The organism is Candidatus Baltobacteraceae bacterium (assembly GCA_036489885.1).
Classification (GTDB): Bacteria; Vulcanimicrobiota; Vulcanimicrobiia; order Vulcanimicrobiales; family Vulcanimicrobiaceae; genus JAFAMS01.
Genome location: DASXEW010000003.1, coordinates 868,743 through 892,599 on the forward strand (window position 1 = coordinate 868,743; position 23,857 = coordinate 892,599).

The window sequence follows — 23,857 nt, forward strand, 5'->3', positions numbered from 1 at the left end:
TCATTTGCGCGACATCATCCATGCAAGGATGAGCTCGTCGGACGGACGCGATTCCCATGCAACGTGGTTGTTGACGCCGGCAATGACGTCTTCCCAATAAAGCGGTACGTACGCGAAGTCTTTGCGCTCGGCGACTGCATAGCCTTGACGCTCGGCCTGAATGCGGAAATGCGGATCGAAGATGCTCGCGGCGCGCGCCATCGTCTGGTCGGCGCTCGGATCGCAATAATGCTCGCGATTTGTGAAGCCGTATCCAGCCGCATTATCCTTGCAATGAAAGACGGTTTCCCAGGCGCTGATCGGATCCGTCGTTCCCCAACCGGCCATGTACAGCGTGAAGTCGCCTTTGTCCATATTGGGAAAGAAGATCGTCTTTGTGACCGCGTTGACCTGAACGGTGATTCCGGCTTGCGCGAGCATGCCCGCCAACGCTTGCGCGACCACCGAATCGTCGAGATAGCGGTCGGTCGTTGCGTCGAGACGGACGGTAAAGCCGTTAGGGTAACCGGCCTCCGCGAGCAATTTCTTGGCGCCGGCCGGATCGTACGGTAGTCGTTTGACGGATGGATCGAATGACTCGATTGCGGGGGCATTCCATTGTGTGGCCGGAACAGCGGCGCCGTTGAAGACCTTGTCGCGCAACGCATTGACGTCGATCGCTTGATAGACTGCACGACGCACGCGCGGATCCATAAACGGGTTGTTGCCGCCGGGGATGCCGGGCGTTCCGGTCTTGCGCCAATAGTCCATCGCGAGATAGATGATGCGCACGCCGCCGACAGCCGTGATGTAGGCGCTTCCGCTGTGCTTGACGCGTTCGAAATCCTGCGGATCGATTTTCTCGGCGACCTGGACTTGACCCGAAAGCAACGCGGCGAGTCGCGTCGCGCCGTTCGAGATGTTCTCGAGCTTGACGTAGTTGAAAGTCGGCTTAGATCCCCAATAACCGTTCCATGTGCGTAGGTCGAGATGATCTTGCGCAAGCCAGCTGACGAACTCGTATGGACCTGTTCCGACCGGATGCGTGTTGAGAAACTCGCGGCCGTCGCGCTTGATCTCGACCTCGGGCATGACCGGGATTTGCGAGAGATCGAGCGGGATCTGCGGGTTCGGCGTTTTTGTCGTGATGATGACGGCGTTCGGACCCTCAGGATCGACCTTTGAAACGGTGACGAGAAAGTTTCGAATCTGCGCCTTCGGATTCGTCGCCGCATCCATGATCGAGTCGGCGACGTCTTGCGACGTCATCGCACGGCCATTTTGGAATTTGACGCCCTTGCGTAGCTCGATCCGCCAGCGATTCTGTCCGATGATTTTCCAGCTCGTCGCAATGCGCGGCTGCGGGCTGCCGTTCTTCGGATCTTGGATCGTCAGCGTATCGAAGATGTGGCGCTGCCATGCGTACGACGTGTTTTCCGCGCGCATGATCGGGTCGAGGGTAACGGCGCCGCCGTTATAGGCGATGACGAGCGGACTCGAGGCCGAGTTGCCTGGACGAGCTTGTGAGAACGCGGTTTGCGGCGCGATCACAAGCGCGCTCAATACGACCGCGACGAGAATACGAAGTCCAATCCGGCTCACGAAAACCTCCAGAGCGCGCCCAGGGTGGGGCTCCTTCTCCGCCAAAGCGGTTCCTCCGTGCTTCTTCGTCTATTGCTGCGCGGCGTGCTGAGTGCGGTCGCAGCGATCGTCGTGGCCGTCGTCGCCTATGTCGCGTACGTTGCCGTGGGTTGGCACGCCGAGGCCCATCTCGATGGCACGCTCTCCGGTCTGCCGGTAAAAGCGCCGGTCATCGTCTTACGTGACGGGCGCGGAGTCCCTCACGTCCGTGCGCAGTCAATGCACGACCTCATGGTGGCGCAGGGATACCTCGAGGCCTCGGATCGGCTCTTTCAAATCGACCTCGTGCGCCATGTCATCTACGGCCGGCTGGCCGAATGGTTCGGCGAGAAGCTGTTGGAGCCGGACATGCAGGCTCGCACGTTCGATGTAGAGCGCATTATCTCAACTGAATATTCACGTTTGAGCCAGGAACAACGCGACGATCTCGTTGCGTTCGCGAGCGGAGTAAATGCTGCAATGCGGCGCGAGCCGCTGCCGGTCGAATACCGGCTGCTTCTGCTTTGGCCGCAACCTTGGCAGCCGCAAGACACGCTCGCGGTCGGCTTTGCAACGGTGCTGACGCTCACCGATCCCTGGGACGACGTTATCGAACGCGAGCGCGTCTTCGATGCGATGGGACAGAGCGGCACGGATGGTCTGTATTCGATTACCGATCCGCGCTACGACGTGCCGATCACGGACGGACCGCCTGCAGCCGTTCCGACGTTGCCGCCGCTGCGCGTCTACAAACGTCCGCCCGTGCGCGCTGCGCGCGGTAGCAACGAATGGGCGGTTGGCGCCGGGCGCTCGAGCGACGGGCACGCGCTGCTCGCCAACGATCCGCATCTCGACATTACGATGCCGGGCATCTGGTATCTGATCGACTTGCAGGCACCGGGCTTCCACGCGGCCGGCGCGACGCTGGCCGGGACCGCCGGCGTGATTCTCGGGCACAACGATCACGTCGCGTGGGGTGCGACGAACGGGAACGTCATCTCGGAGAGCGTCTACGTCTCCGGCTATCGCGAACAAGAGCGTGACGAAACGTTTCACGTCCGCTTTGGACAGACGGTAGAGCATACGTACAATCAAGATACGCATGGTTTTTCCGTGCTTGGCGACGTCGGCTATTCGGTCGATTGGCCGGCCGCTGCCGATCCCGTTTCACCCGAGACGACATTCGAGCAGCTGAATCGGGCAACGAACGTTGCCGGTGCGCTCGCAGCGCTTCGCGATTATCCGGGTCCGACGCAAAACTTCGTCGTGGCCGATACGAACGGTCAAGCTACGTATCATTTGGCAGGAGAGATTCCTAACGATCCCCTGTGGGGACTACGCACGCATCCGCCCTCGGATCCGCACTACCCGCCGATTCCGTTCGATCAGTTGCCGAAGGTTGCGCCGTCACGTAACGCAGTCGTGTTCACCGCCAACAACCGCATGTACGGCCGCGACTATCGCTATCGGCTCTCGGCATGGTTTGCACCGCCCTATCGCGCCGCGCGCATCGCCCAACTGTTGCGCGCACGCAAGCAGTACGATATTGCATACTTTTCACAGATGCAAGCCGACACGCTCTCGTTGCCCGAGCAAGAGCTCGTCCAGATGACGCTGGATGCGGCAAAACGCGAGCACGCGCAAAACGATCCGCAGCTCGGCCCGCTGCTGAATCAGCTCGCGCATTGGGATGGCCGGTTCGAACCGGATTCAACGGCAGCAAGCCTGGCTTTCGCGCTACGTCAGGCGGCCGTCAACGATTTCATCAGCCAGCATTTCGAGAGCTACGCGGCGCAAGCGTATCGCAGCAGCTCGGATGTCATCGTCGTTTTGATGCGCGCGCTACGTGAACATCCGAAAGGCTATGTACCTTTCGACAATGTCGATGACTTCTTGTTAACGGCGTTGCGTGAAGCGGCACCGCACGCAAACGTGCCGTGGCGAACGGCGGGCTCGATTCCGGTACGGCACGCGTTTTCGTTCCTCGGCATTCCGTGGTTCAACGGGCTCCCGCTGCGGGGCGACGGTGATGCGTACACGGTGCACGCGCAGCTGCCGTTTGCCGGTCAGAGCTTTCGTGCAGTATGGGACGTCGGCAATTGGGATGCAGGCGGGATCGTCATTCCAAGTGGCGAGTCGGGACGTCCGGGATCGGCGCACCATGACGATGCATCCGCCGCATGGTCGTCACAAACGCTCGTGCCGCTACCGTTTTCGACGCAAGCAGTTGATGCGGCCGCGCGCCATCGGCTGGTTCTGGCACCGTAGACTGACAGCGTAATCGCGCCGCACAAATCAGTGCGCCACACACGCATGTGCGCGTCGAGCAGATGCGCAATCGTTTGCGGCGCGGGATGATGGTAGAGGTTGTGCCGGCCATCGGAGATGACGGCGTCGCGTGCGCCGACCGCTGCGATGAAGGCAGGCGTCGAAGCGAAGCGGCTGCCATGATGGCCAACTTTTAGCACGTCGGCATGGAGATCGGCGTGACGCGCGAGTAAGATGTCTTCCGAGAGCTTGCCTGCATCACCCATGAAGAGCACGCGAAACGGACGTACGCGTCCGCAATCGCATTCGAGCATCGCAACGAGCGAGTTCTCGTTGACACCATCGGTCGGGTCATCGATCGGCGTCCCGGAGTCTGTCAGGAATCGCAGACGTATCCCGTCGTCGGTTTGCCACACGTCGCCGGCGCGCGGTGCAACGACGCGCACGTGGCGCTCCCTGGCTTCGTTCAGAGCGTCGTGGTAGGCGTGTCCGCCGTACTCTTGCCCGCCGTCGAAGAACACATCCGCGCCCAGCGCGCGAAGAATCGGTGCGATTCCACCAACGTGATCACCATGAGGATGCGTGAGTAAGATCGCGTCGACGTGATGGATGCCTTGGCGGACCAAGAACGGCACGACGACTTTCTCGCCAACAGATTCAGCTGCTGACGCGCCGTCGCCCGACTCGTTGCGCTCGAGCCGGCCGCCGGTGTCGATCATGATCGCGTGCCCGCGCGGCGTCTGAATCAGGATTGCGTCGGCCTGCCCGACATCGATGAACGTAATGCGTAAATCGTTACGCGCCGCTCGCGGCGGCCATAGGACAAGCGCACACGCAAGCACGGAGACGGCCAGCGCAGCAAGCCTGAATCGCACTAGTCCCTATCGCGACAATCTCTCGCGCGACAAGCAGCAGCCGACCAGTGTCGACACTTCTTGTCATCCCGAGCGAAGTCGAGGGAGAGCGACAAGCACCACCGTAGAGGTGTGAGGTCGACGTCGTGAGCGGTTTCGTGCTCGTATCCGACTCGGCCAACCTCATAAAGAGCTGTTTGAAGATGGATGGCTTGCCGGTTGCCATCCTCTGTCTTAGCCGCTAGAGCAGGCCGGCTGGGGGGAGATTTTCATGGCATCCTTCGATGATGAAGAACGAGTGCGCGCCAGTATTTCCATAAAACTAGAAACTCTGCGCCAACACACTCCGGAATCGCTACAACGCCTCGAACTTCGCGATCTCTCCTTTAAGGAAGCTGAACCAATATTCCGCCGATATTGGGACCTATTCGAGGAGCTTCGCAAGATTTCTCTCAGCACGATCCCTTTTACCGCACTACAGGCCAGCCTGAACCAGATCGATGGCGTGCTCAACTCCTTCACAGCGTTTCAGAACTTCAACCCTGCGCCGTTTGCGCCCGGTCAAGCGCAAGCGACGCAACGAAACATGATTAATAATATTTGGAATCAATGGGATGCTTGTTGGAGCACACTCGCTCCGATTGTAAGCTATGGGACTCGCACCGATCTCGACATCTCCTCCTACGAGCAGCGAGTGAGAACGGTTCTGGACGAGGCCGCAAACCAATCCAGATCAAAGCTCGAAACGCTAGATGAAATGTTATTACAAGCGCAGAGACAAACCGAATCTGCGAAGCAAGCTGCACAGCAGATGCTGGCCACGATGCGCGAAACGGTCGCCGACATTGGTATTGTTAAGCAAGCTAAATTCTTCCGCGACGAGGCCACGCATCAAAGGAACCTGTCTCGAGTCTGGTTGGGAGCTACGATCGTATCTGCCATACTGACCCTCGCCTTTGGCCTATCAAGCCCGCTAATCTATCCAAACGCGGGGACTGAAAGTGGCACCGGACTACAGGAGGCGATTGCGAAGGTCTTGGCTTTTTCCGTACTATCGTTCTTGGTGTTCACATGCGGCAGAAACTACCGAGCTACGCAGCACAATGTCGTCGTAAACACGCATCGACAAAATGCCCTCGCAACCTTCGAGGCGTTTGTCGGCGCGACGACGGACGAAATGACCAAGAATGCCGTCTTACTGAAGGTTACCGAGGCTGTCTTTAATCCCGAACAGACTGGCTATCTGAGTAAGGAAGTTCCCGATAGCCGTACATCTCAGATTCTAGAAATCATTAAAGGAGCCAAAGGAGACTAACAGCGCTAGTTCGTGCGGTAGACAGTCGACTTCGGATGCGGTCGCCCGCGTGCGCTTTTCGGTGAGGAGTAGGATGCAAAATAATTCGAAGCGTCTTCAAGACCAGCTGAATCGCATTAAGGGCGCATTCGCAATACTTTCCGTTCGAGATGAACCTGGTCGGAAGAGGCTTTTGAACGAACTTGAGACTGTGCTACGATTCGCGTTAGGTGAAGAGTCGGAGCGGTACATCCGGCAAACGCGAGAGGTGCATTTTTATCCGCTTGCGTTTATCGCTGGCGGCCCCGATCACACGCCCGAAACGTGGAACAAGGGCAAAGCTGAGGTAATTGGGTTAATTGAAAGTATAGAGCATCACCTGTCCTTTCTTAGCGATCAGAGTGAAGCAGCCGAGACAGAGCCAGCGGAAGAAACCCGCCCCCAAGGGACGAGCATCTTCATCGTTCACGGACACGATAAAGCTATGCTCAACGCGGTCGAATCATTTATTAATAGGCTTGGCTTGCAGGCGGCAGTGCTAGCGGAGGAAGCGAACGAGGGCCGAACTTTAATTGAGAAGTTCGAAGAACACAGCAACGCCGTTTACGCCGTAGCGCTGCTATCGCCCGATGATGTGGGCAGATCAGCCTCAGCCCGGCCGGAGGACGAGAAGCTGCGCCCGCGCCAAAACGTCGTGCTGGAAATGGGATACTTCATCGGCAAGCTAGGCCGTAAGGGCGTCGCTGCGATAATAGACGCTGAAAAGGACGCCGTCGTGGAGTATCTCAGTGACATAAAGGGTCTGGCCTTCGTCCCTTACGACCAAGGCAATGGCGATTGGAGGCGTCTTCTTGCCAAGGAACTGAGGGCGGCGCGGTTACCTATTCGGGAAGACCGGATCTGAAACCCAAGGGAATCTGATTATGCCATTTCAGCTTGAAATACGTTTAAAAAACGGAAACAAACATCGAGGACTACGAGACGCTGCGCGATGCGCAACGAGCCATGGACGAATTGGCCAAGACCGAAAGCGGTTTTGTCAGAACGACTCTCGGCCGATTCACAGTACGTCGTGAAGACATCGATGGGATGCAAATCCACGAATATCCATCCGCATCGTTTGAGGACGTTTTGCCCTGGGATCCAATTCGCGGATTAGACGAGCGAGATTAGGCGGTCGGGGTTCTTGCGGCCGTACTGCGTATCGCCCATGCGCGGGCGATCGAACCTCCTGGCTGACCATAGGCCGTCTGGATGTCGGTAAAGCATGCCGCCGTCGACGTGGCGTACTGCGGGTCATGGATCGTGTAGATCTGTGTTGCGGCATTGTAATCCGCAACGAGAATATAGTGATAGGACGCCGGTAGGGAAAGCATCACGAGAACCTGGCCGCTGTTCAAGGCGGTCCGAAAGCTGGGTTCGTCGCTTCCCATGTTCGCCGCTATGAAGGCTCCCGTTGCGAAAACAGCGGTAACTTGGTTTTCATCGAGAGTCTTATTACAGGCTGGAATCGAGCCGTCAGTGCAGCAGTCGGCAACACCAAGAGCCCGCTGCGCGACAATACACTGTTCGTCGACAGCAACTCCATACTCTGAGCACACCATCAAATAGCACGCGATCCAGCACCAATTGGTCTGTTCCTGCGTCTGAGGTGCAATCATTTACCCGCGTCTAAGTCTGCGTTGGAAGTGTTGCGCAGGTATCGTCGCCCGGCTTGGGATCGGTGAAGGCGTATTCGCTCGGCGTTGGCAGCGCGATAAGTCCCGGACGAACTTGACTGGGTGCGTTCACTCCCTGCTTGAGAACTGAGGCAATATCGTTCCGAATTGTCGTGCTTGAGCTCCAATAGCCGTGACCAAGAGCGTCGCAGTGAAACACAGAAGCATCGATCGCATTGAATTTTTGGTTTGAAGGGACTGCAAAATCGCAACCCACTAAGCCGGCGCGACAATGTCCATGAATCTCACGCGATGCTCGGAGAGCTTCGTCATGGTCACTCCCGTAAAGCGTGAGACCGTTCGCGACAGTCGCTATGCGGGGAATAGCCTCAAAGAAGGTTGCCGAATCGACGTCAGGCGCAGCGAAGATAACCTGTCCAATATGGCTTGTCGTCGTCATTCCTGATCGCGCCAAAAAATCGAGAGCTGAGAGCGCGACGCGATTACCCATGCTGTGAGCTAGAATATTGATCGTTGGCGGAGCTCCAGGCGTGTTGAGGAGCGCGATGAGAAAATCCCGGAAATGGTCCAGCGCCCATGTGTTATTCGTCTCGTCATCGAGATATTTTAGGAGCTGCGCGTTCGATGGCCAGCTATAGACGAGAACGGGAGATCCATTTGAGAGCGAAGCCGTCCACGTAGCGCCCAAGACAAACGGCGAATAAAAGTTGTTGTTAAAGCCGTGGATGAAAATGAGCATGCTTGAAGCTGATGGATAATACTGCTTAATTGCGGCGACGAGATCGGTAACGGAAGCGTCCGGCATTGGAGCCCCGAAAATTGGGCCAGCGGCGACGCCTGCTCCGTAGTTCATCACGCATGTAGGCGAGGGATCGCATGGGTCGATCAGCCTGGTATTGCTGAAAAGGCTCGAAAGGGGAGTTGCGTTCGTAGCGCCGTTCGTCTTCGTGCGATCAGTTGCGTAGAACGTCGTCACAGATGGCGGCGCGGGGGCTCCGCCACCCGAAGTTGTCGAAATCTGCAAGCTCGCAGAGGGCAATCCACTCTACGGTGAGGAGCTCGCGCGAAGCAGACTCGAGCGATCGGGCGACGGATCTCGGACTGTGCGTGCTAGCGTCTTGGCACGTCTCGACGAGATGCCTGAGAGCGATCAGCGGATCTTACTCCAAGCAGCCGTCATCGGACGGTATTTCGATGCCGAGCTACTGGCTCGGATCGTCTCGGAACCGATTGAGCGCGTGCTCGAGGTTCTGCGAAAGGCCCGCAACAAGCAGATACTCCACGAACAACCGGACACACATCTCAAATTTGCCTTCCATCATTCCACGATCCGAGATGTTCTCTATCGTGAATTGCTTGCCGCCGAAGCGATGTTGATCCACACCAAGATCGCAACCGACCTGGAGAAGCAAGTCGCTAGCCCAAGTCGTGATTCCGAGCTCGCGTATCACTGGGGTGCCGCTCGTGTTGCGGATAAAGCCGTCGCCGCCAACGAACGAGCCGGCGATTCGGCGATAGCTGTGTTCGCATATGCCGATGCGGCGCGTTGGTATCGTGCGGCTCTCGATTTCGAAACATCCGACGCCCGCCGCCGAACCGTACTCTGGGAAAAGTTTACGACAGCGTTGTGTCGATCCGGCATTTCTGACAAGACGCGGGAGGCATTCGAAGCGGCGCTTGATGGCTACAGCGAACTCGGTGACACCGACAAGCTGGTCGATCTGCTGATCGCTGCATCGCGACAGTGCTGGAGCGCTGCCGAAAGCAAGGCAGGTATCGAGTATGCGCAGCGAGCGATTGCGCTCAGTCGCAAGGGTACTCAGCGGTATGGTTATGCGGCCATCATGCTCGCCTCATACCATGCTATTCTCGGCGACGTTGAGGCGGCCGAGGAATATCTCGAGGCACTCTCCGGCAGACGGTTGCCTCCTGAAATCTCCGCGCGATGGCATGATACCCGAGGAATTGTCTTTGCACATCGTGGCGACAAGGAAGCGGCGACGACGGCCTTTGAGGCCGCAGCCGTTGACGCTGCCGTCGTTGGAGACGCCGACCTTACGGTAAGGACTCTGAGCAATCGTGCCGACTTTATTCTTGCAAGCGGCCATGTGGATGAAGCGCTTGCATTGTGGGAGGCTGCTTTCCGAACGGCGCGCGATGCAGGATACACGGGGCGAATGGCCTATGCCGCACTCGGCGCCGCCGATGTTCTGCTAAGAGCAGGACGCTTGGCCGAAGCACGCGACCGATTATTGTTTGCGAGCACGTCGGGCGTGCAAACCGCGAGCGTGCGCATTCTACAAGCAAGTCTGGCTACAAGGATAGGGACTCTGCTCGATGACGAGCGCCTGACCTGGTTAGGCCGCGACGACGAGATCGTTGAGATTGCATTTCGCTCTATGGAAGGCCCATGGATCGGCCATGTTGTGTCTGCTAGAGTCGAAGCTGAGCTCGCTGCCGGCGAGCCAAAGGAAGCGATCGACCTTCTCGATCGCGCAATCAGCGCATTGCGTACAGCTGACGGCGCGGAATGGATGCTGGCGCTCGCGGCCAGCCTCGACGACAACCTCGCGCAACGCGCGATCCCATTGCTGGAGGAAGCTGCGCGGCGCCGCCCCTGGCCCAGCGTTGAGGGTTTCGCACTTATGGCGCTTAGCCAGCGAGCGAAGTCGAAGCTTCCGACCGATGCGAACCCTTCCAAGCTTTTCCAAGCCGCTGGCTGGCGCTGGTTTGAAGCACGCGCACTTGAAGCGATCGGAGATGCAAACGGCGCGGGACTGCTCTACGATCAAATCGGCGACAAGGCGTCCTTGTCGAGACTCGAGCGCACAGGACGTCGTCGCGGAGCACGCGCCGGCTCGGACCTCACGCCGCGGGAACGGGAAGTCGCCTCGCTGGCTCTGCAAGATCTCACCTATCGCGCCATCGCGCTTCGGCTCGGCATCAGCGAACGCACGGTCGAGCATCATCTCTCGTCCGCTCTTGGAAAGCTCGGACTACGATCACGCTGGCAATTGCCGGGAGTCCTGGATTCAATCGCGGGCTAGGTAGTATCCCGATGCGAACACCATCCGAATTCCGCCGTAATGGATTGGGTGAAGGCGACACGTAGCGATGTTGTCCGTAACGCTGCCGGAACGGTCGACGTATATCGCGGCTCTTATTTGGAGTCGGTGCACTCGTTTCTTGCGTGTATTGCCGACGCCGATGGCAACGTAATTGAGGCGCACGGCGGCGTTGACCAAATATTCCCCGTCCGCTCGCTCGCGAAGCCGTTTATCGCCGCCGAACTCGTCCGAAGCGGCACCGCCGAAGCATTCGCCTTTACTGACGCTGAGTTAGCCCTTAGCGCAGGGTCGCACGACGGAGAACCAATCCACGTTGCAGCCGTACTCGCGCTCTTACGTCGGCTGGACCTAGACGAGTCGGTACTCCAGTGCGGGCCGGCAATGGAGGGGAAAGTATTGGTCGGCACGCCAGCGGCGAACAATTGCTCCGGCAAGCATGCCGCGATTCTTGCAATGTGCCGGCACGAGTCTCTAGTGTATGAATCCTACTTGGATCCTCTGCATCCGATTCAGCAGAGACTTCTTGCGCGTCTGTTCCTAGATTTTTCGTGCCCTTCCGATACCGCAATTGCGACCGACGGATGCGGTCTTCCAATATTCGGTTCCAGCCTAAAGAATATCGCCGTTGCGTATGCGCGATTCGGTGTTTCTACCGAAGAGTCGACCGCAGCGATACGTCTCGCCATGACAACGAGACCAGAATTTATGGGCGGCACGCACGCGAATCTCGATACGAACGTCATCTGCAACAGTGGCGGAGCGGTGCTCGGAAAAATCGGAGCGGAAGGACTGCACGCGGACACGATCGTCGGAACCGGAATCGGCATTGCCATTAAAATCTGTGACGGCAATTCCAGAGCGATCGGACCTGCGCTTGTTCAAACACTCGAAAAACCGTTACAACGGGCGCACGGCGACAGTCCCTGGCTTCGAGAGTTCGCCTTACTGACAGTTACGAATGCTTCCGGCACGACAGTTGGCCAGATCGTCGCCCGAGCAAAATGAAGATTGGGTGATTCCCCGATGCAGACCCCGCCGGCTGTTTGGTAGCGTCTTAGAAATCCGATCCGAGGCAAGGAGACGCCCATGCCCACACGCCTCCGTTACACGCTTGGTCTATTGACGCGTATGGCCTCGCTCGTGCCACGAGCGCGAATGAGCTGTGTTGCAGTTTCGCTCGCATTGGTCTGCGTCCTTAGCCTACAGATCCCGGCTCGTGCGCAAACTGTGACAACAACGCTCGGCCAAATTCGCGGAACCGTATCGGGGAGTAAAGGGCCCATCGGCGGTGCGAGTGTTACTGTTGACGGTCCGGTTGTACGAAGCACGGTGTCGCAGTCGGATGGAACGTTTCATCTTTCCGATTTACCGGCGGGTCTTTACAAACTTGTCGTTAAGGCCAAAGATTACGAAGCGGCAACGAACAGTACCGTCGCCGTGCTCGAAGGCGAGACGGTTGTTACGGTCTCCATGAAGCGGCCGAACGAAAGCGGTCTTAAAGAGATCGCGAGAGTTTCCGTGAGCGCAGGTGGCGGAGGCTTCAATACCACTCCCGCATCGATTCAGACGATATCGACGCAAACGTTGGAAGAACGCGATCTTCCGACGCTCCGGCAAGAATTGGAATCCATTCCGGGTGTTAGCGTAAGCCGTTCGCTCAGCTGGGAAGGCAACGGCAGCACTGCAGTCGACAATGCCGAATTCGTCATCGTCCGCGGCGGCTTTCCGTATGAGACAGGCACGCTCTTCGACGGTCATCCGATGTATGGAAGCGTAAGCGACGAGGGCTTCAGCATCGGGTTCATCGACTCCAATCTGCTTCAACGCGTCGATGTTGTTAAGGGACCCGGTGCAACCACACCGACAATCAACAACGCAATCGGCGGAACAGTGAACTTTGTTACAATCGATCCTCGGGCTGCAAAGCCGGGCGGGTTCGCAGAGCTCGAGACTGACGGCTACGGTGGGTCGATCCTCAAGCTCAAATATGTGGAGCACATTGGAAGCAAGCTCTCGTTGGCGCTTGGCTATCAGCAACAGGAAAGCCCCGGACCGAACAGCGGAGCACGAGATTACTTCGCGCTCAGCACCTATTCGTCGGACACAGTCAACGGCCAACCGTTCGTTCCATGCGCGCCGCAAGGCTGCTACTCGACGCCAAATTCGAACCCCAAGTTCTATATACCGTATGGCGGCCCTACACTGAACTATCAGGGCCTTCTCTGCTGTACACCGGATTTCAGCGGATACAGCGATCGTGGACAAGTGCTGAAGCTACGCTACGATGTCTCGCCGGCACTTTACATCCAAGCGGGATACTTCGGCGATCAGACGCGACAACAACTCGGACTCGAAGACTTGGCTCAAATCACCTTCACTCCACCGGCAGGCTATGCGGGCTCTCTACGACCCGGTGGACTTAATGTCGCCTCCTCGTACAACAACGGCCTCGATTACCTTTCTGGTAGCGGGTATACGTCGGCATTTACACTCGATGCTGTCGGTCAAATCGGACCCGTCACACTCTCGGCTAAGTCCATTCAGTTCAATCAATCGCAGACGTACGCGAACGGGATTCCGTTCGTCGGTATGAACAGCGTCGCGACGATCCCAGTCAACGCTACCCTATACGGAGCGGTCGCGACAGGTGACCCAAGTGCTCCGACCTACACACTCTACAATGGGACGCCCGTCTCGGTAACGACGACGGATCCAGCCTACACGTACACGTACGGTACTCGACTGGGTGGGTTGACGTTACAGGCCGATCTCCCGATCGGCAGCAGCCTGTATACGCTCGCAGTTGACAAAACGCAATACGCGCCGCTGTTTCAGTTCGCTGAGGGCCAAGCTTCGCTTCCAGACTTTGTCTACCCGAATCAATATGCCGGAAATTTCCAGGTGATTGAGTCAGCACTCGCGCGCGCCTCGTTCGCGCTTGCGCCGAAAGTGCAGGCTGTCGCGAGTCTCTATCTGAATCGCTATGATGCGCACGTTTCGACGGACGGAAACGTGACCTTCGCGGATCACTGGAGTAGCTACGACGCTCCCCGTCTCGGGATCACGTGGCGGCCGCAAAGCGACTTGTCAGCGCGATTTTCTGCCGGTGCTTCGATAGCTCCGCCCGTTCTCACGACGATGGTGGGCACGAGCACGTCGCCGAGCGCTAACAGTGTAACGAGCCCAACCTACTATGAGCAGTACTTGACGAACGCGAACCTGCGCCCTGAGACCGCGTTCGGATACGATGGAGGCTTGGACTACCGCTTACGAAACGCGGGGATTGTAACATCGTTCGATATCTATACGACGAATATCATCAATCAGTTCTTTACGGCGACGACGCTCACCGGCGCGGATAACGGATTGCCTTTATATACGGCGGAAAACGAGAACCTCGGGCATGCCAGATATGAAGGTGTCGAGCTATCTCTCGCTCACAATCCTCAACGTGGATTCTTCTGGTCTGCAAGCGCCGCACTGATGCGAGCGGCACCCTACGATCTCCCGCCCGGATTCTACAATCAGCCCGGAATGCCGCTCTCGACAAATCTTGGCATCATCAGTGGACATAACTGGACCGGTGTCCAGGGCGACGCTCTGAACGTTTCGATTCCGTATTCCGTCGGCAACGCGGGCATCGGGTGGCGCGACACAAGGAGCGACTTTCTTCGATTCGACGCGAACTATTACGGCAACAACAACCAATACTATCAGCCGGCCTTCGTCGAGATCGACGCGTCTGCGGGGATACCGCTGGCGCCGAGGACGCAGCTCATCGTCTCCGTCACAAATCTCACAAATATCCACTCCTTTCCTTACACCATTCAAGCCAACGGCTACAACGGCGGCGTGACGCCAATCCTCGCCAACGGACAGCTCGACTTGCCATCGTTTGATGGACCTGGGCCGCGTGTTTTACGCATTGGAGCGACGCGAAAATTCTGATGTATCTCCAAATACTGCGCAAATCGATCCTGGCTATTATTCTCATAGTCGCAAGTTGCATTTCGTTCGCCTCCGCGCAACCAACGGGCGACAACGCGTCAGCGCCGCCGCTCGGCTTTGGGTCACACGTGTGGAGCGACACCATCGCGAACCCAACCAATCCACGCAATATCGTCGTGTGCGGCGCTCGTTGGCTTCCGTCAAACAATGCGATGGCAAGCTTCGTCTACGCCTCCTTTGACGGAGGCAATACCTGGGCACTCACACTCGACGACCGTTCGACGTGGTGGCAGACTGAGCAGTCCTGCGCATTTGGATCCGGGAATCGTGTGTATTTCAACTCGGAGTCTTCCCGCCCGATAGATGGCGACTTGCATCACGAGCTTGGGCAAATGCACTTTTATCGGTCAATAGATGGTGGCAAGACTTGGCTTGCCCCGTATCTCAGTGGCTGGTTCGATCATTCGGCGATGACCGTTGATCCTCGCGGAACCATCTATCTTTTTGCAAACGCCACTTCAGAATACTGGAATAACACGTTCCGAATCGGGCCGGCATTGAGGGTTTCGCACGACGGCGGCCAGTCGTTCGGAAAGATGGTTGAACTCCCGACACGTTTGGGATCAATCTACAGCGGAGCCTACCCATCAGCGGCTCGCGTCCTGCGTTCTGGACGCGTTATCGCAGTCATGTACGCGCGCCATAAGGGCGACGACGCGCGACGCGCCTTTCGCGTCGACGTGGCTTGGACCGACGACGGAGGCAAGACCCTTGGAGGAGGCATCACGATTGCCAGAGATCAGTTTTGCAGCTCGGATGGAAACATGCCATCCATGGCGGTCGACGGCGCAAACCCTCAACGCGTCTACGTCGCCTTTAGTCAGCGCGTGGGCAACGTTCCCTACGATCGAGTCAAGTTATGTCGAGCCGTATTGGCATACTCCGACGATGGCGGAACACATTGGGTCACACGTGTCGTTCCCGGCGCAGGCAATGCGGCTGGCGCTGCCGTGTCCGTAAATCGTCGCGGAATCGTGGCGGTTGCATCGAGCGAGCAGCCAAATCGCTGTTGGCGTTTTCAATATTCGACGAACCAAGGTGCGACATTCTCAAAGGCGACTGATCTCACTCCTTGTCACCCGTTTCGTCCCAACGAACGCTACTTTCAAAATTCCCTGTGGGCAGCAGCTGCCTACGATGCTCCTCCTCACTCAACCGATGCGCAGTATTCAGCGGCATATGAAAATAACTTGGGAATCACCGTCCGAGGCCAAATGGGACAAGTCTGGCGCTCCAACATGGCGGCCTCATCGGACGGCGTCTTTTACATCGCTTGGCCCGCGCCCGGCACTGGTTGGCTGAATGTTGCGAGAGCGCGAGTGGGCGGAAATGTCGTCTCCGTACATGATGTGCAGATTACGCCCCGTACGATTCCGGTCTCGCAACTACCAAATCCAGACACAATTCCAGCGTGGCAGGGCGGAGCCAACAACTTCGTTGACGTGACGAAGACGATCGGACTCATGGTCAACGGAGCCAAGTACGATGCAACAGGCAAGACCGTCACACTTCAATTTCAGTTGTCTAATCGCGGCAGCGAGCCGCTTTATGGCCCCTTGCTGTGGCGCATTGTCCGGTTGGATTCAGATGTTGGCGCTCCGATTGGGACCGACGTTCAACGCGGGAGCACCGTAGATCTGAGCCAATTTCTTCCCAACGGTACATTAGCCGCATTTGCGGCAAGTGATCCGATCACGATCCGTTTCAAGATATTGCGGTACCGACTCCCAGCTTCAGTCATCGTTGGTAGCTACCGCATCGTTGCGCTCGCTTCACGCGTGTGGGCGCAAGTCCACGCTCCGCCAACACCGCAACAGTAAACGTTAGTTATGCGAGACTCGCCCGTCGCTACGAGAGCGGCTTGGTTCATCACGCTCTCTGTTGCACTCTATGTAGTTGCGGGCGCTTTTAGCGACGAGAAGCTGTCATTTCTCTACAAGAACGAACTACACTACAGCGCCAGCGAGGTCTCGACGCTGGGCCTGCTGGTCGGTATTCCCGCCTATCTCCGCCTCTTTGTGGGCGCTGGCGTCGACATCTTCACGCTCTTTGGATATCACCGGCGCAGCTACTACATGCTGTCCTGGCTTCTCTCGGCCATTTCAATGGCCATGCTTGCACTACCGGCGACGTACTCACCACCGCTTGTTATCGCCTCAGCTTTCGTGTCGGCAGCCGGTGGAAATCTTTTCTACGTCATCATGGACGCGGTCATGGTCCATGTTGGAAATGAAACGGGGACCATCGGCCGACTCCAATCGATCCAACAAGGTGTCGGTTTCGTGCTGGGTCTGACGTTCATCGGACCCCTTTCCGGCTACGTCACTCAGCACTGGCCCAATCAACTTTGCTTTGGCGCGTCCGCACTCTGCGCCATACTTGGTATCGCAATCACAAACCTCATCGACGAGCGGCGCGTAGTAGTAAGGACGAACTCTGCCGAGGAAATTGCAAGCCGCTGGAGAGCGGTCGCCGCGATACGTGGCGCGGTTTCGTCGCCGACTTTATGGATATTGATCGGGTATATTTTCTTTCTCATCTTCACGCCTGGTTCGGCTACGGCGCAGTTTTACTATAGCGTCGACGTCCTCCACCTCTCAAAGCAGACGATTGGAAATCTCCGCATCCCCTCATCAATCGGTGTAGTTGCCGGTATCGTCGTCTTTGGCGCCGTTTCGCGTTGGATCGCGGTGTGGTGGATCATTTGGATCGCCTTCATCACCGATTGTCTCGCGTGTACCGTGGGGTTCTGGCTCGTTGATGTCCCGACTGCATACATCGTGAGCCTGGTCGGTGGATTTTTCGGTTCCCTCTACAACCTATCACTTCTTACAATTGCCGCGCGAGCATGCAGGCCTCCCGTCGAGGCAGCAATGTACGGCCTGATGATTGGCGTAATTATCCTAGCCGGAGCGGTATCGGAAAGGCTCGGAAGTGCCATCTACGATGCGCTCGGGCCGCCTCACCACCACACTCTCACATATGCCTTCCACGCCGTGTTGTGGATTGGTCTCATCACGACTCTTCCAGCAGTGCTCCTCATCCCGTTTCTTCCAAGTTGGACGCGCAGCCGTGATCCATTACAAAGACCAACGGAAGCTCAGGCGGCGAATAAACCTTGATATGCCTTTCGGAAACTCCACGCCTCATCCGTGAACGCGTTGCCAGCTCATTCCGACGTTTCAATATTGTGCGCATGTAAGTCTTTATGGTCACCATGAGGGTGCGACCAAAGAATTGCGTCGACGTCATGGATGCCTTGCCGGATCAGAAACGGCACGACAATCTTTTCGCCGACTGATTCCGCTGCAGACGCGACGTCGCCGGACTCATTGTCCTCGAGACGTCCGCCGGTGTCGATCATGATTGCATGTCCGTGTGGCGTTTGAATCAGGATCGCGTCGGCTTGCCCGACGTCGATGATGTGATGCGCACTGTCTAGCTGGCCTCGGTGGTCACTGCACGAGGGCACACGCAGAGTGTGGCAGCGGCCAGCACGCGAACCTTGAATCGCACCAACCCTTATCGCGACAATCAGCTAGACGACCAGCTTGATTCTTTATTGAGGTAGTGTCGACATTCGTTGTCATCCCGAGCGAAGTCGAGGGACCACAATAAATGTCACCGTAGAGCATCTTTGCCGCTAAAGTAGCGAGCAGCGAGTTGCATCCGAGGAGCGCGATATGACGAGCTCAATCAAGACACCGTCCGGCCCCCGTTTTCGATTCGACGTTGTGGCTACGGCCCTGGATTCAATTACTGGGCTTGCAGCGATGTCAGCAGGTCTGGGTTTCTCGCTCACTCTGTCGTGTTTAGGCGCCTTTGCGGCTGCGGTGGTATCTGCAGTCCGCCTTTTCGTGGTTGGCGATAGAGGCGGAGGTTTCGTTATGATTCTTGTGGCTCTGTTCTTCAACCCAATCCTGCCGGGTATCACGCTGCTAGCCGGCGCCATCGTACATATGTTTAGCTTTCGATTTCACGAGCCGTACGATTCCGCGTTACTTGATATGTACAGATTCATTTCGATGCCAATCGGAGTTGGCATCATCGTTCTGGGCGTTGCCTTGCAAATGACGCGCCGGCGCATAAGACTCCGAGAGGCGGCAACACGTGATCAGACGTTCAGTTAGCCCCATGGTAGTGCGCGGCTTCCTGGTAATCGGCCTCTGGATACTGAGCGAGATTCCCATAGACGCCAGTGCGCAAAGCAGTTCATACATTCCGATAGCGATTGCCTCACGGAGGACGACGATAAATAGCGGTCCAGGACGTTACGTGATGATGGAGCTGAAAGCGCCGGGCGGCGGAAATCAAATCGATTACTCCCTGCATTGGCGTCCTGCGGACGGCTTTGACAAGGGCGTCGTATCGATCATCTGCATCGGGTTTCGAATTCGCCTCCCGCAAGCTTTGGCTGGGGGCGAAATTCCGCCAACTCCTGGGGATATCGTCGTTCTCAAACTCGAACATCCAGGCTCGACGACGATAAACTTTCGTTACATGCGAACGACAGATAAGGCAACGGTCTTTCCTCCGAAAACGTCAGTCGTCGTAAACGTTCACTGAGTCATCTCGAGAGCGCTAATGGCATCTCCAAGACGTCCACTGAATATCTCGCACCTCTACACTATAGCCGATTGGGAAGCTGCTCTCGCCTCGGGCCCTGATTGGGAGAAGGCAATTGACATCGCTGGGGATCGTATTCGAAGCCGATGGATCGATCCAGCTGAGCGGATTCTTGGGATGGATGGTGCTGGGTTCGCCATCGTAGCGCTCGACTGCATCATATTGGAATCGTTGTGGGGCTTCATTCACGGCGTCCCCGTCCGACGTCGCGAGGGAGCTTTCGCGTATCGGGAGATCCTAAGCGGGCCTCGTTTTAATTGGAGCAGTGAAGAGTGCGACGGCTTCCGATGCTTTGTACGTAACGGTCTCATGCATGATGCTGAAACACGAAGCCGATGGCGCATAGAAAGGACGATACCAAAGCGGGCGATACTCGAGAAAGGCGCCGACGGATACCTTTTGAATCGCACGACTTTTCATAATGCAATAAAACTCAGTGTCGAAGACTGGGTCGGTACACTACGGTCTGGCGACGCAGAGCGACTGGAACATATGCGAAAAAGGATGAATACGCTGATCGCAACGCACTACGCATAGGTTTCCCGCTAAGCTATGCGCAACGGTTTCGACTAACACAGTGAATCACGATGAGCCATCAGATGGTCAGCTCGAGTTCGCGTATGTGCAGACCTTTACCGCCGGCGGAAACCCTCGGCAGCTGGCTGTAACGTCGAAGCGCTCGAAGGCGCTCTTCGTAGTAAACTGCGCCGAAGACGAAGTAGATCGGGTTTTCAAGACCACCCTTCCCGATCTTCCTCTTATCCCGCTGCATGAGCTGGTAGCTGCGCTGTTAGCGCGCGCCGCGGGAATCCCGGTTCTTAATCCATGCATCGTCAAGGTTGACGAGCAGTCGTGGTTCGGGATGGATTACCTAACCGGCGATCAGAAGCTGGAGTACTCTCTCTCCGGTCCAATATTTGACGAAGCCGAAAACGCGCGTGGCATAGTGTATGAAGCAGTCTGTCTTGATGCCTGGCTGCTGAATCCCGACCGTCACGACGACAACTTGCTCCTGCGCTTAGAAAACGCTGCGAAGTCCATTTGGCGGGCGTACGTGATCGACCACAATAAGGCGCTGGGAAGCGACCTGCCGGAGGCGATGGCGGAGAAAAGGCTGGATAAATTCAGCTCTGATTTCGCGAGCTGGGTCGATCACACGACAGCGTGGCTGCATCCCCAGGCGAGCTGGACCGACCGAGTTGTCTCCTTCACTTGTCTTGAGAAGGTTGCCGAGCGGATTCAAGGTATACCGTCGGGCACAATCGATGCTGTGATGCAGTCGATCCCGGCGAGCTGGGCAAGTGGCAGGTATGTCGAAGCGATTCGCTCCTTCGTACTATCCCGGCAGAAGGCGCTCCCTGCTATACTTAGGACGCATCGTGACAAGTTTCCAAGACTAGGCTTATGACTGACGAAAAGTTGCACTACACCTTGCTACGATATGTTCCTGACAGCCTCAGGGGCGAGGTGTTCAACGTTGGTCTTGTCGGTGTCTATAGTGGAAGGCTGTATATCCGCTCGTTCACGGAGCCCAGCCCACTCATGCGCTCGTTGCTGCCACGTGCGATCATCGATCGATTGCAAAGCTTCGAGTCAGCGCTCATGAAACGTTTTTCGAAAACCTTCCCTAGTCTCGATGAGAATGGGGACGTCCGCACGGACGGATGGCCGTCGGCCGGGTTCTTGACGTACTTGAACCAGGAGGGCTTCGCCGGTTTTGTTATCGACGAACCGCAATGGGTGAAAGTCGCAAATGGCGACGACAGCGCATACACGTTTGATGCCCTGTTTGCCCGCCTCGTCGAGCCACATAAAGTGCAGCAAATTGGGCGACATTCTCGCGGTCAACGTGCCAGAACGATCGTTAGGCGCGTATTCGACGAAAACGATATCGACCCGAATCGGGTTCCACGAGACGTGCGTATCCCAGTTCCTTATTCAAAGAAACCGCGCGATTTTGGCTTTGCATGGGCGAACGGACAGATTACGCTCGGGCAAGTTGTAGATTTCAACGTGCAAGAGGAACTGCAGAAGCAACACGCTGACAGCGCGATCGCGCTAACAGTAGAGATGCAACATGTGCTGCAGGAAGAAAAGCCCTGTATCAACATTATTGCAGCTTCGAATCTTGATAATGTCAACGTCGAGCATGTGAAACGCCTTGAGCAAGTGGGCCAAACATTGATTCTCCCGCGAGACGAAAAAGAGCTCGTAGCTCTGGCTCGGGAGCAGGCACATACTGATGTTTTTGAGGCGTTAAGCAAGCGCGGGATTATCGTTAAAGTTGAAACTACACCGCTTCAGGAGACGGTGCCCATTTTGGCGGAGTCAAAGAAGAAGCAGTAAGTAATCGCGCGTCGCGCTTGTGCAGGCGTGACCAATCGACGAACTTTCAATGGTTCAGCCCGCCGGTCTCTTACGAGCTTTTCAATCGGTTGAGCGAGAACATTCGCAATGTTGCGGAGCGTCTAAGCGTCGGGTGGTGTCGTAGCACGCCGTGCGCACGCCGGTCTCAGCCCGTTCCGTCACGCCGTCGGCTGCGGATTCATCTTGTTCCAAGGTTTAATGAGTACGAGGACTCGCTCCAAGAAGGCAAAGAAGTTGGCGAGATTTCCGGCCGGGTCAGGGTGGTAGTAGAAGGCACCGGTCTTGTCTTCAAGATAAATGAGATGCTTCGCTGGGTCCCCGAATAACTTCAACTTCGCCTTATGGCGCGCCAACGAAATCATATGGTAGCGTATGACGTCGGGCAATGGGAACGGGAGAGCCTCCAGTACGTGAAGGTCATCGTAGTATCCGTTCTCCTCCGCAGCAGCATCTAGTTGCTCGTCGGTATATTCGTCGTCGCTAAAGTAGAGCGTCTGCGGCGTTATTGGTCCGCGATGAGCAGCTTTGTGACGAATGAGGCGTGGAATCCGGTACATCTCATCGAATTGCGCGTCGGAGAATACCTCGTCCAGTCCCGGCACGGTTTTGCGCGCCTTGATAAATGCGCCGTAACCCGCTCCTTGGTCTCTTTCATCTACCGGTAACGTATAAAAGTGAACGACAAGCGCGACGACCTGGTCGACGGCGCTGTAAAGCGTCAAGTAGAACAGATTGAGCGCGTTCGTGTACTCGAAACGAAAGTCTTGACGTTCCATATTGTTTCGCTCCGCCCAGCGGTCTTGCTGGCGATAGAATTCGATGCGGTCTCGGTTGAAGCACAGGCTCGGAATCGAGTCAACGACAAGCGAACGCATTACATCGGCCACTTCTGGTTTTGCCTGTGCCGACTCGTTCATGTCTTGCCATAGTTGTTGGCCGTTTGATTCGCCAAGGACATAGAACATTGTCCACGGCTGATTCTTGATCGGACTAACGAAAGACCAGGGCACATCGAAGCCCCTCATGTGGATTTCCGTCGCGTAAAGTACGGTTTCGACATCGTCGGCGACCAGCATAACTTCGTCTTTCAGAATGTTCACGACAGCGCCGCAGTCGGCGGCGATGACAAGGTCGCAATCGTGCGCGAACGCCTCCTCCGAAATCTTCACCACATCCGTCTCGTCAAGGGCCGCCGCCCTTTTGTACTCCACGCCGAGGCGGTCGAATACATCGCGGACGGTATCAGCGTTTTGCGGGATGATAAGATTGATTTGCAGCGCGATGTCGTCGGCGATGTCTTCGCAGTACCACTTCGCGAGCTGCACGTCGGCCAGACGCGTCGCGTCTGCCTCATTGAGTGTCGTTCGCGCGACGAGGACATTGAGGTGTTTCTTAGCTCGCGCGCTTCCTAATATGGCTCCGATCGTGTAGTCGTAGCGAAAACGGAGCGACGGATCGGGCGGTGCGGTGTCCATGTGTGAATTCTCGCCGGCGGCGATGGCGCGCCAGTGCCCCCCAGCTCTTAGGCAAGGAAATCAGGTTACCATACCTGTCAAGCTCCGACCGCCTGTAGATCCTTGCGGCGGCCGAAATCACCGGCAGTCTTCAATTCGAATTCGTTGTGGCGAACGAATACCGACGTTCTTTTCTAGCAATGAACTCCAGTGCGGAGAGGCTCGTCAACCATCGGTGGGCGAGCTCTTGCCTGGTGCGTATGAACGGAGTAAATTTCATTTGGTTGTGCGTATCAAAAGCTTTATGGTCACCATGAGGATGCGTGAGTAAGATCGCGTCGACGTGATGGATGCCTTGGCGGACCAAGAACGGCACGACGACTTTCTCGCCAACAGATTCAGCTGCTGACGCGCCGTCGCCGGATTCCTTCTGTTCGAGTCGACCACCGGTGTCGATCATGATCGCGTGTCCGCGCGGCGTTTGAATAAGAATCGCATCGGCTTGCCCGACGTCGATGAATGTAATGCGCAAGTCGTTGCGTGGCGTTCTCGGTGGCCGCAACACGAGTGCACACGCCGCCGCCGCGATTACGACGATGCCAAGCTTGAGTCGTAACACAACGCTCTATCGCGACAATCG

General features: G+C 56.8%; 17 protein-coding genes and 1 pseudogene. 11 read left to right on the plus strand and 7 right to left on the minus strand.

Annotated features, from left to right (window positions below; all coding sequences use genetic code 11):
* On the minus strand, positions 1 to 1,581 hold the full coding sequence (locus VGG22_10125; GenBank protein HEY1728720.1) for an ABC transporter substrate-binding protein: 1,581 nt from the start codon (positions 1,579 to 1,581) through the stop codon (positions 1 to 3).
* Between the two features lie 57 nt (positions 1,582 to 1,638).
* Between VGG22_10125 and VGG22_10130 the strand changes: the two genes are divergently transcribed.
* Positions 1,639 to 3,867 (plus strand): penicillin acylase family protein, encoded by a 2,229-nt coding sequence (locus VGG22_10130; GenBank protein HEY1728721.1) that lies wholly within the window; start codon positions 1,639 to 1,641, stop codon positions 3,865 to 3,867.
* 128 nt (positions 3,868 to 3,995) lie between these two features.
* On the opposite strand, the pseudogene VGG22_10135 reads toward VGG22_10130, so the two are convergent.
* A pseudogene (locus tag VGG22_10135) lies at positions 3,996 to 4,742 on the minus strand (MBL fold metallo-hydrolase).
* Between the two features lie 250 nt (positions 4,743 to 4,992).
* Between VGG22_10135 and VGG22_10140 the strand changes: the two are divergent.
* Together VGG22_10140 and VGG22_10145 are read left to right on the plus strand one after the other, a co-directional pair.
* On the plus strand, positions 4,993 to 6,036 hold the full coding sequence (locus VGG22_10140; GenBank protein HEY1728722.1) for a hypothetical protein: 1,044 nt from the start codon (positions 4,993 to 4,995) through the stop codon (positions 6,034 to 6,036).
* Between the two features lie 172 nt (positions 6,037 to 6,208).
* A complete protein-coding gene (locus VGG22_10145; GenBank protein ID HEY1728723.1) occupies positions 6,209 to 6,919 on the plus strand; it encodes a nucleotide-binding protein in 711 nt (236 codons plus the stop codon).
* Positions 6,920 to 7,184: 265 nt separating this feature from the next.
* Here the strand turns inward: VGG22_10145 and VGG22_10150 are convergent, their stop codons facing one another.
* Positions 7,185 to 7,676 carry a papain-like cysteine protease family protein gene (locus tag VGG22_10150; protein HEY1728724.1) on the minus strand — a complete coding sequence of 164 codons (492 nt, stop codon included), beginning with the start codon at positions 7,674 to 7,676 and terminating at the stop codon, positions 7,185 to 7,187.
* A gap of 10 nt (positions 7,677 to 7,686) precedes the next feature.
* Positions 7,687 to 8,499, minus strand: coding sequence for an alpha/beta hydrolase (locus VGG22_10155; protein ID HEY1728725.1), 813 nt, complete (start codon positions 8,497 to 8,499; stop codon positions 7,687 to 7,689).
* 298 nt (positions 8,500 to 8,797) lie between these two features.
* On the opposite strand from VGG22_10155, the gene VGG22_10160 reads away from it, so the two are divergent.
* The 5 genes from VGG22_10160 to VGG22_10180 all read left to right on the plus strand — a co-directional run bounded on the left by VGG22_10160 (position 8,798) and on the right by VGG22_10180 (position 17,892).
* A complete protein-coding gene (locus VGG22_10160; GenBank protein ID HEY1728726.1) occupies positions 8,798 to 10,741 on the plus strand; it encodes a LuxR C-terminal-related transcriptional regulator in 1,944 nt (647 codons plus the stop codon).
* A gap of 39 nt (positions 10,742 to 10,780) precedes the next feature.
* Complete coding sequence (locus VGG22_10165) at positions 10,781 to 11,767, plus strand: asparaginase (protein ID HEY1728727.1); 987 nt, start codon at positions 10,781 to 10,783, stop codon at positions 11,765 to 11,767.
* Positions 11,768 to 11,989: 222 nt separating this feature from the next.
* On the plus strand, positions 11,990 to 14,710 hold the full coding sequence (locus VGG22_10170; protein HEY1728728.1) for a TonB-dependent receptor: 2,721 nt from the start codon (positions 11,990 to 11,992) through the stop codon (positions 14,708 to 14,710).
* The gene (locus VGG22_10175; GenBank protein HEY1728729.1) at positions 14,710 to 16,590 is read left to right on the plus strand and encodes a sialidase family protein; all 1,881 of its coding nucleotides are present in this window, start codon (positions 14,710 to 14,712) and stop codon (positions 16,588 to 16,590) included. The genes VGG22_10170 and VGG22_10175 overlap by 1 nt, the downstream gene beginning before the upstream one ends.
* 9 nt (positions 16,591 to 16,599) lie before the next feature.
* On the plus strand, positions 16,600 to 17,892 hold the full coding sequence (locus VGG22_10180; protein ID HEY1728730.1) for an MFS transporter: 1,293 nt from the start codon (positions 16,600 to 16,602) through the stop codon (positions 17,890 to 17,892).
* A 47-nt stretch (positions 17,893 to 17,939) separates the two neighbouring features.
* Here the strand turns inward: VGG22_10180 and VGG22_10185 are convergent, their stop codons facing one another.
* Positions 17,940 to 18,242 carry an MBL fold metallo-hydrolase gene (locus VGG22_10185; GenBank protein ID HEY1728731.1) on the minus strand — a complete coding sequence of 101 codons (303 nt, stop codon included), beginning with the start codon at positions 18,240 to 18,242 and terminating at the stop codon, positions 17,940 to 17,942.
* A 638-nt stretch (positions 18,243 to 18,880) separates the two neighbouring features.
* On the opposite strand from VGG22_10185, the gene VGG22_10190 reads away from it, so the two are divergent.
* The 3 genes from VGG22_10190 to VGG22_10200 all read left to right on the plus strand — a co-directional run bounded on the left by VGG22_10190 (position 18,881) and on the right by VGG22_10200 (position 21,742).
* A complete protein-coding gene (locus VGG22_10190) occupies positions 18,881 to 19,336 on the plus strand; it encodes a hypothetical protein (GenBank protein ID HEY1728732.1) in 456 nt (151 codons plus the stop codon).
* A 637-nt stretch (positions 19,337 to 19,973) separates the two neighbouring features.
* Positions 19,974 to 20,804, plus strand: a complete 831-nt coding sequence (locus VGG22_10195; GenBank protein HEY1728733.1) for a hypothetical protein — start codon at positions 19,974 to 19,976, stop codon at positions 20,802 to 20,804.
* Positions 20,801 to 21,742: a hypothetical protein gene (locus tag VGG22_10200; GenBank protein ID HEY1728734.1), complete on the plus strand. Its 942-nt coding sequence runs from the start codon at positions 20,801 to 20,803 to the stop codon at positions 21,740 to 21,742. Before VGG22_10195 ends, VGG22_10200 begins: the two co-directional genes overlap by 4 nt.
* Positions 21,743 to 21,921: 179 nt before the next feature.
* Here VGG22_10200 and VGG22_10205 read toward each other — a convergent pair whose 3' ends face one another.
* Both VGG22_10205 and VGG22_10210 read right to left on the minus strand, forming a co-directional pair.
* Positions 21,922 to 23,088: a hypothetical protein gene (locus VGG22_10205; protein ID HEY1728735.1), complete on the minus strand. Its 1,167-nt coding sequence runs from the start codon at positions 23,086 to 23,088 to the stop codon at positions 21,922 to 21,924.
* Positions 23,089 to 23,368: 280 nt separating this feature from the next.
* Positions 23,369 to 23,836, minus strand: a complete 468-nt coding sequence (locus VGG22_10210) for an MBL fold metallo-hydrolase (GenBank protein ID HEY1728736.1) — start codon at positions 23,834 to 23,836, stop codon at positions 23,369 to 23,371.
* Positions 23,837 to 23,857 lie beyond the last annotated feature (21 nt).

What these genes read in the sequence shown, in the direction of transcription:
- VGG22_10140 (HEY1728722.1), top strand. Translation starts at nt 4,993, where the DNA reads ATGGCATCCTTCGATGATGAAGAACGAGTGCGCGCCAGTATTTCCATA.
- VGG22_10150 (HEY1728724.1), bottom strand. Translation starts at nt 7,676, where the DNA reads ATGATTGCACCTCAGACGCAGGAACAGACCAATTGGTGCTGGATCGCG.
- VGG22_10155 (HEY1728725.1), bottom strand. Translation starts at nt 8,499, where the DNA reads ATGCCGGACGCTTCCGTTACCGATCTCGTCGCCGCAATTAAGCAGTAT.
- VGG22_10165 (HEY1728727.1), top strand. Translation starts at nt 10,781, where the DNA reads ATGGATTGGGTGAAGGCGACACGTAGCGATGTTGTCCGTAACGCTGCC.
- VGG22_10175 (HEY1728729.1), top strand. Translation starts at nt 14,710, where the DNA reads ATGTATCTCCAAATACTGCGCAAATCGATCCTGGCTATTATTCTCATA.
- VGG22_10180 (HEY1728730.1), top strand. Translation starts at nt 16,600, where the DNA reads ATGCGAGACTCGCCCGTCGCTACGAGAGCGGCTTGGTTCATCACGCTC.
- VGG22_10200 (HEY1728734.1), top strand. Translation starts at nt 20,801, where the DNA reads ATGACTGACGAAAAGTTGCACTACACCTTGCTACGATATGTTCCTGAC.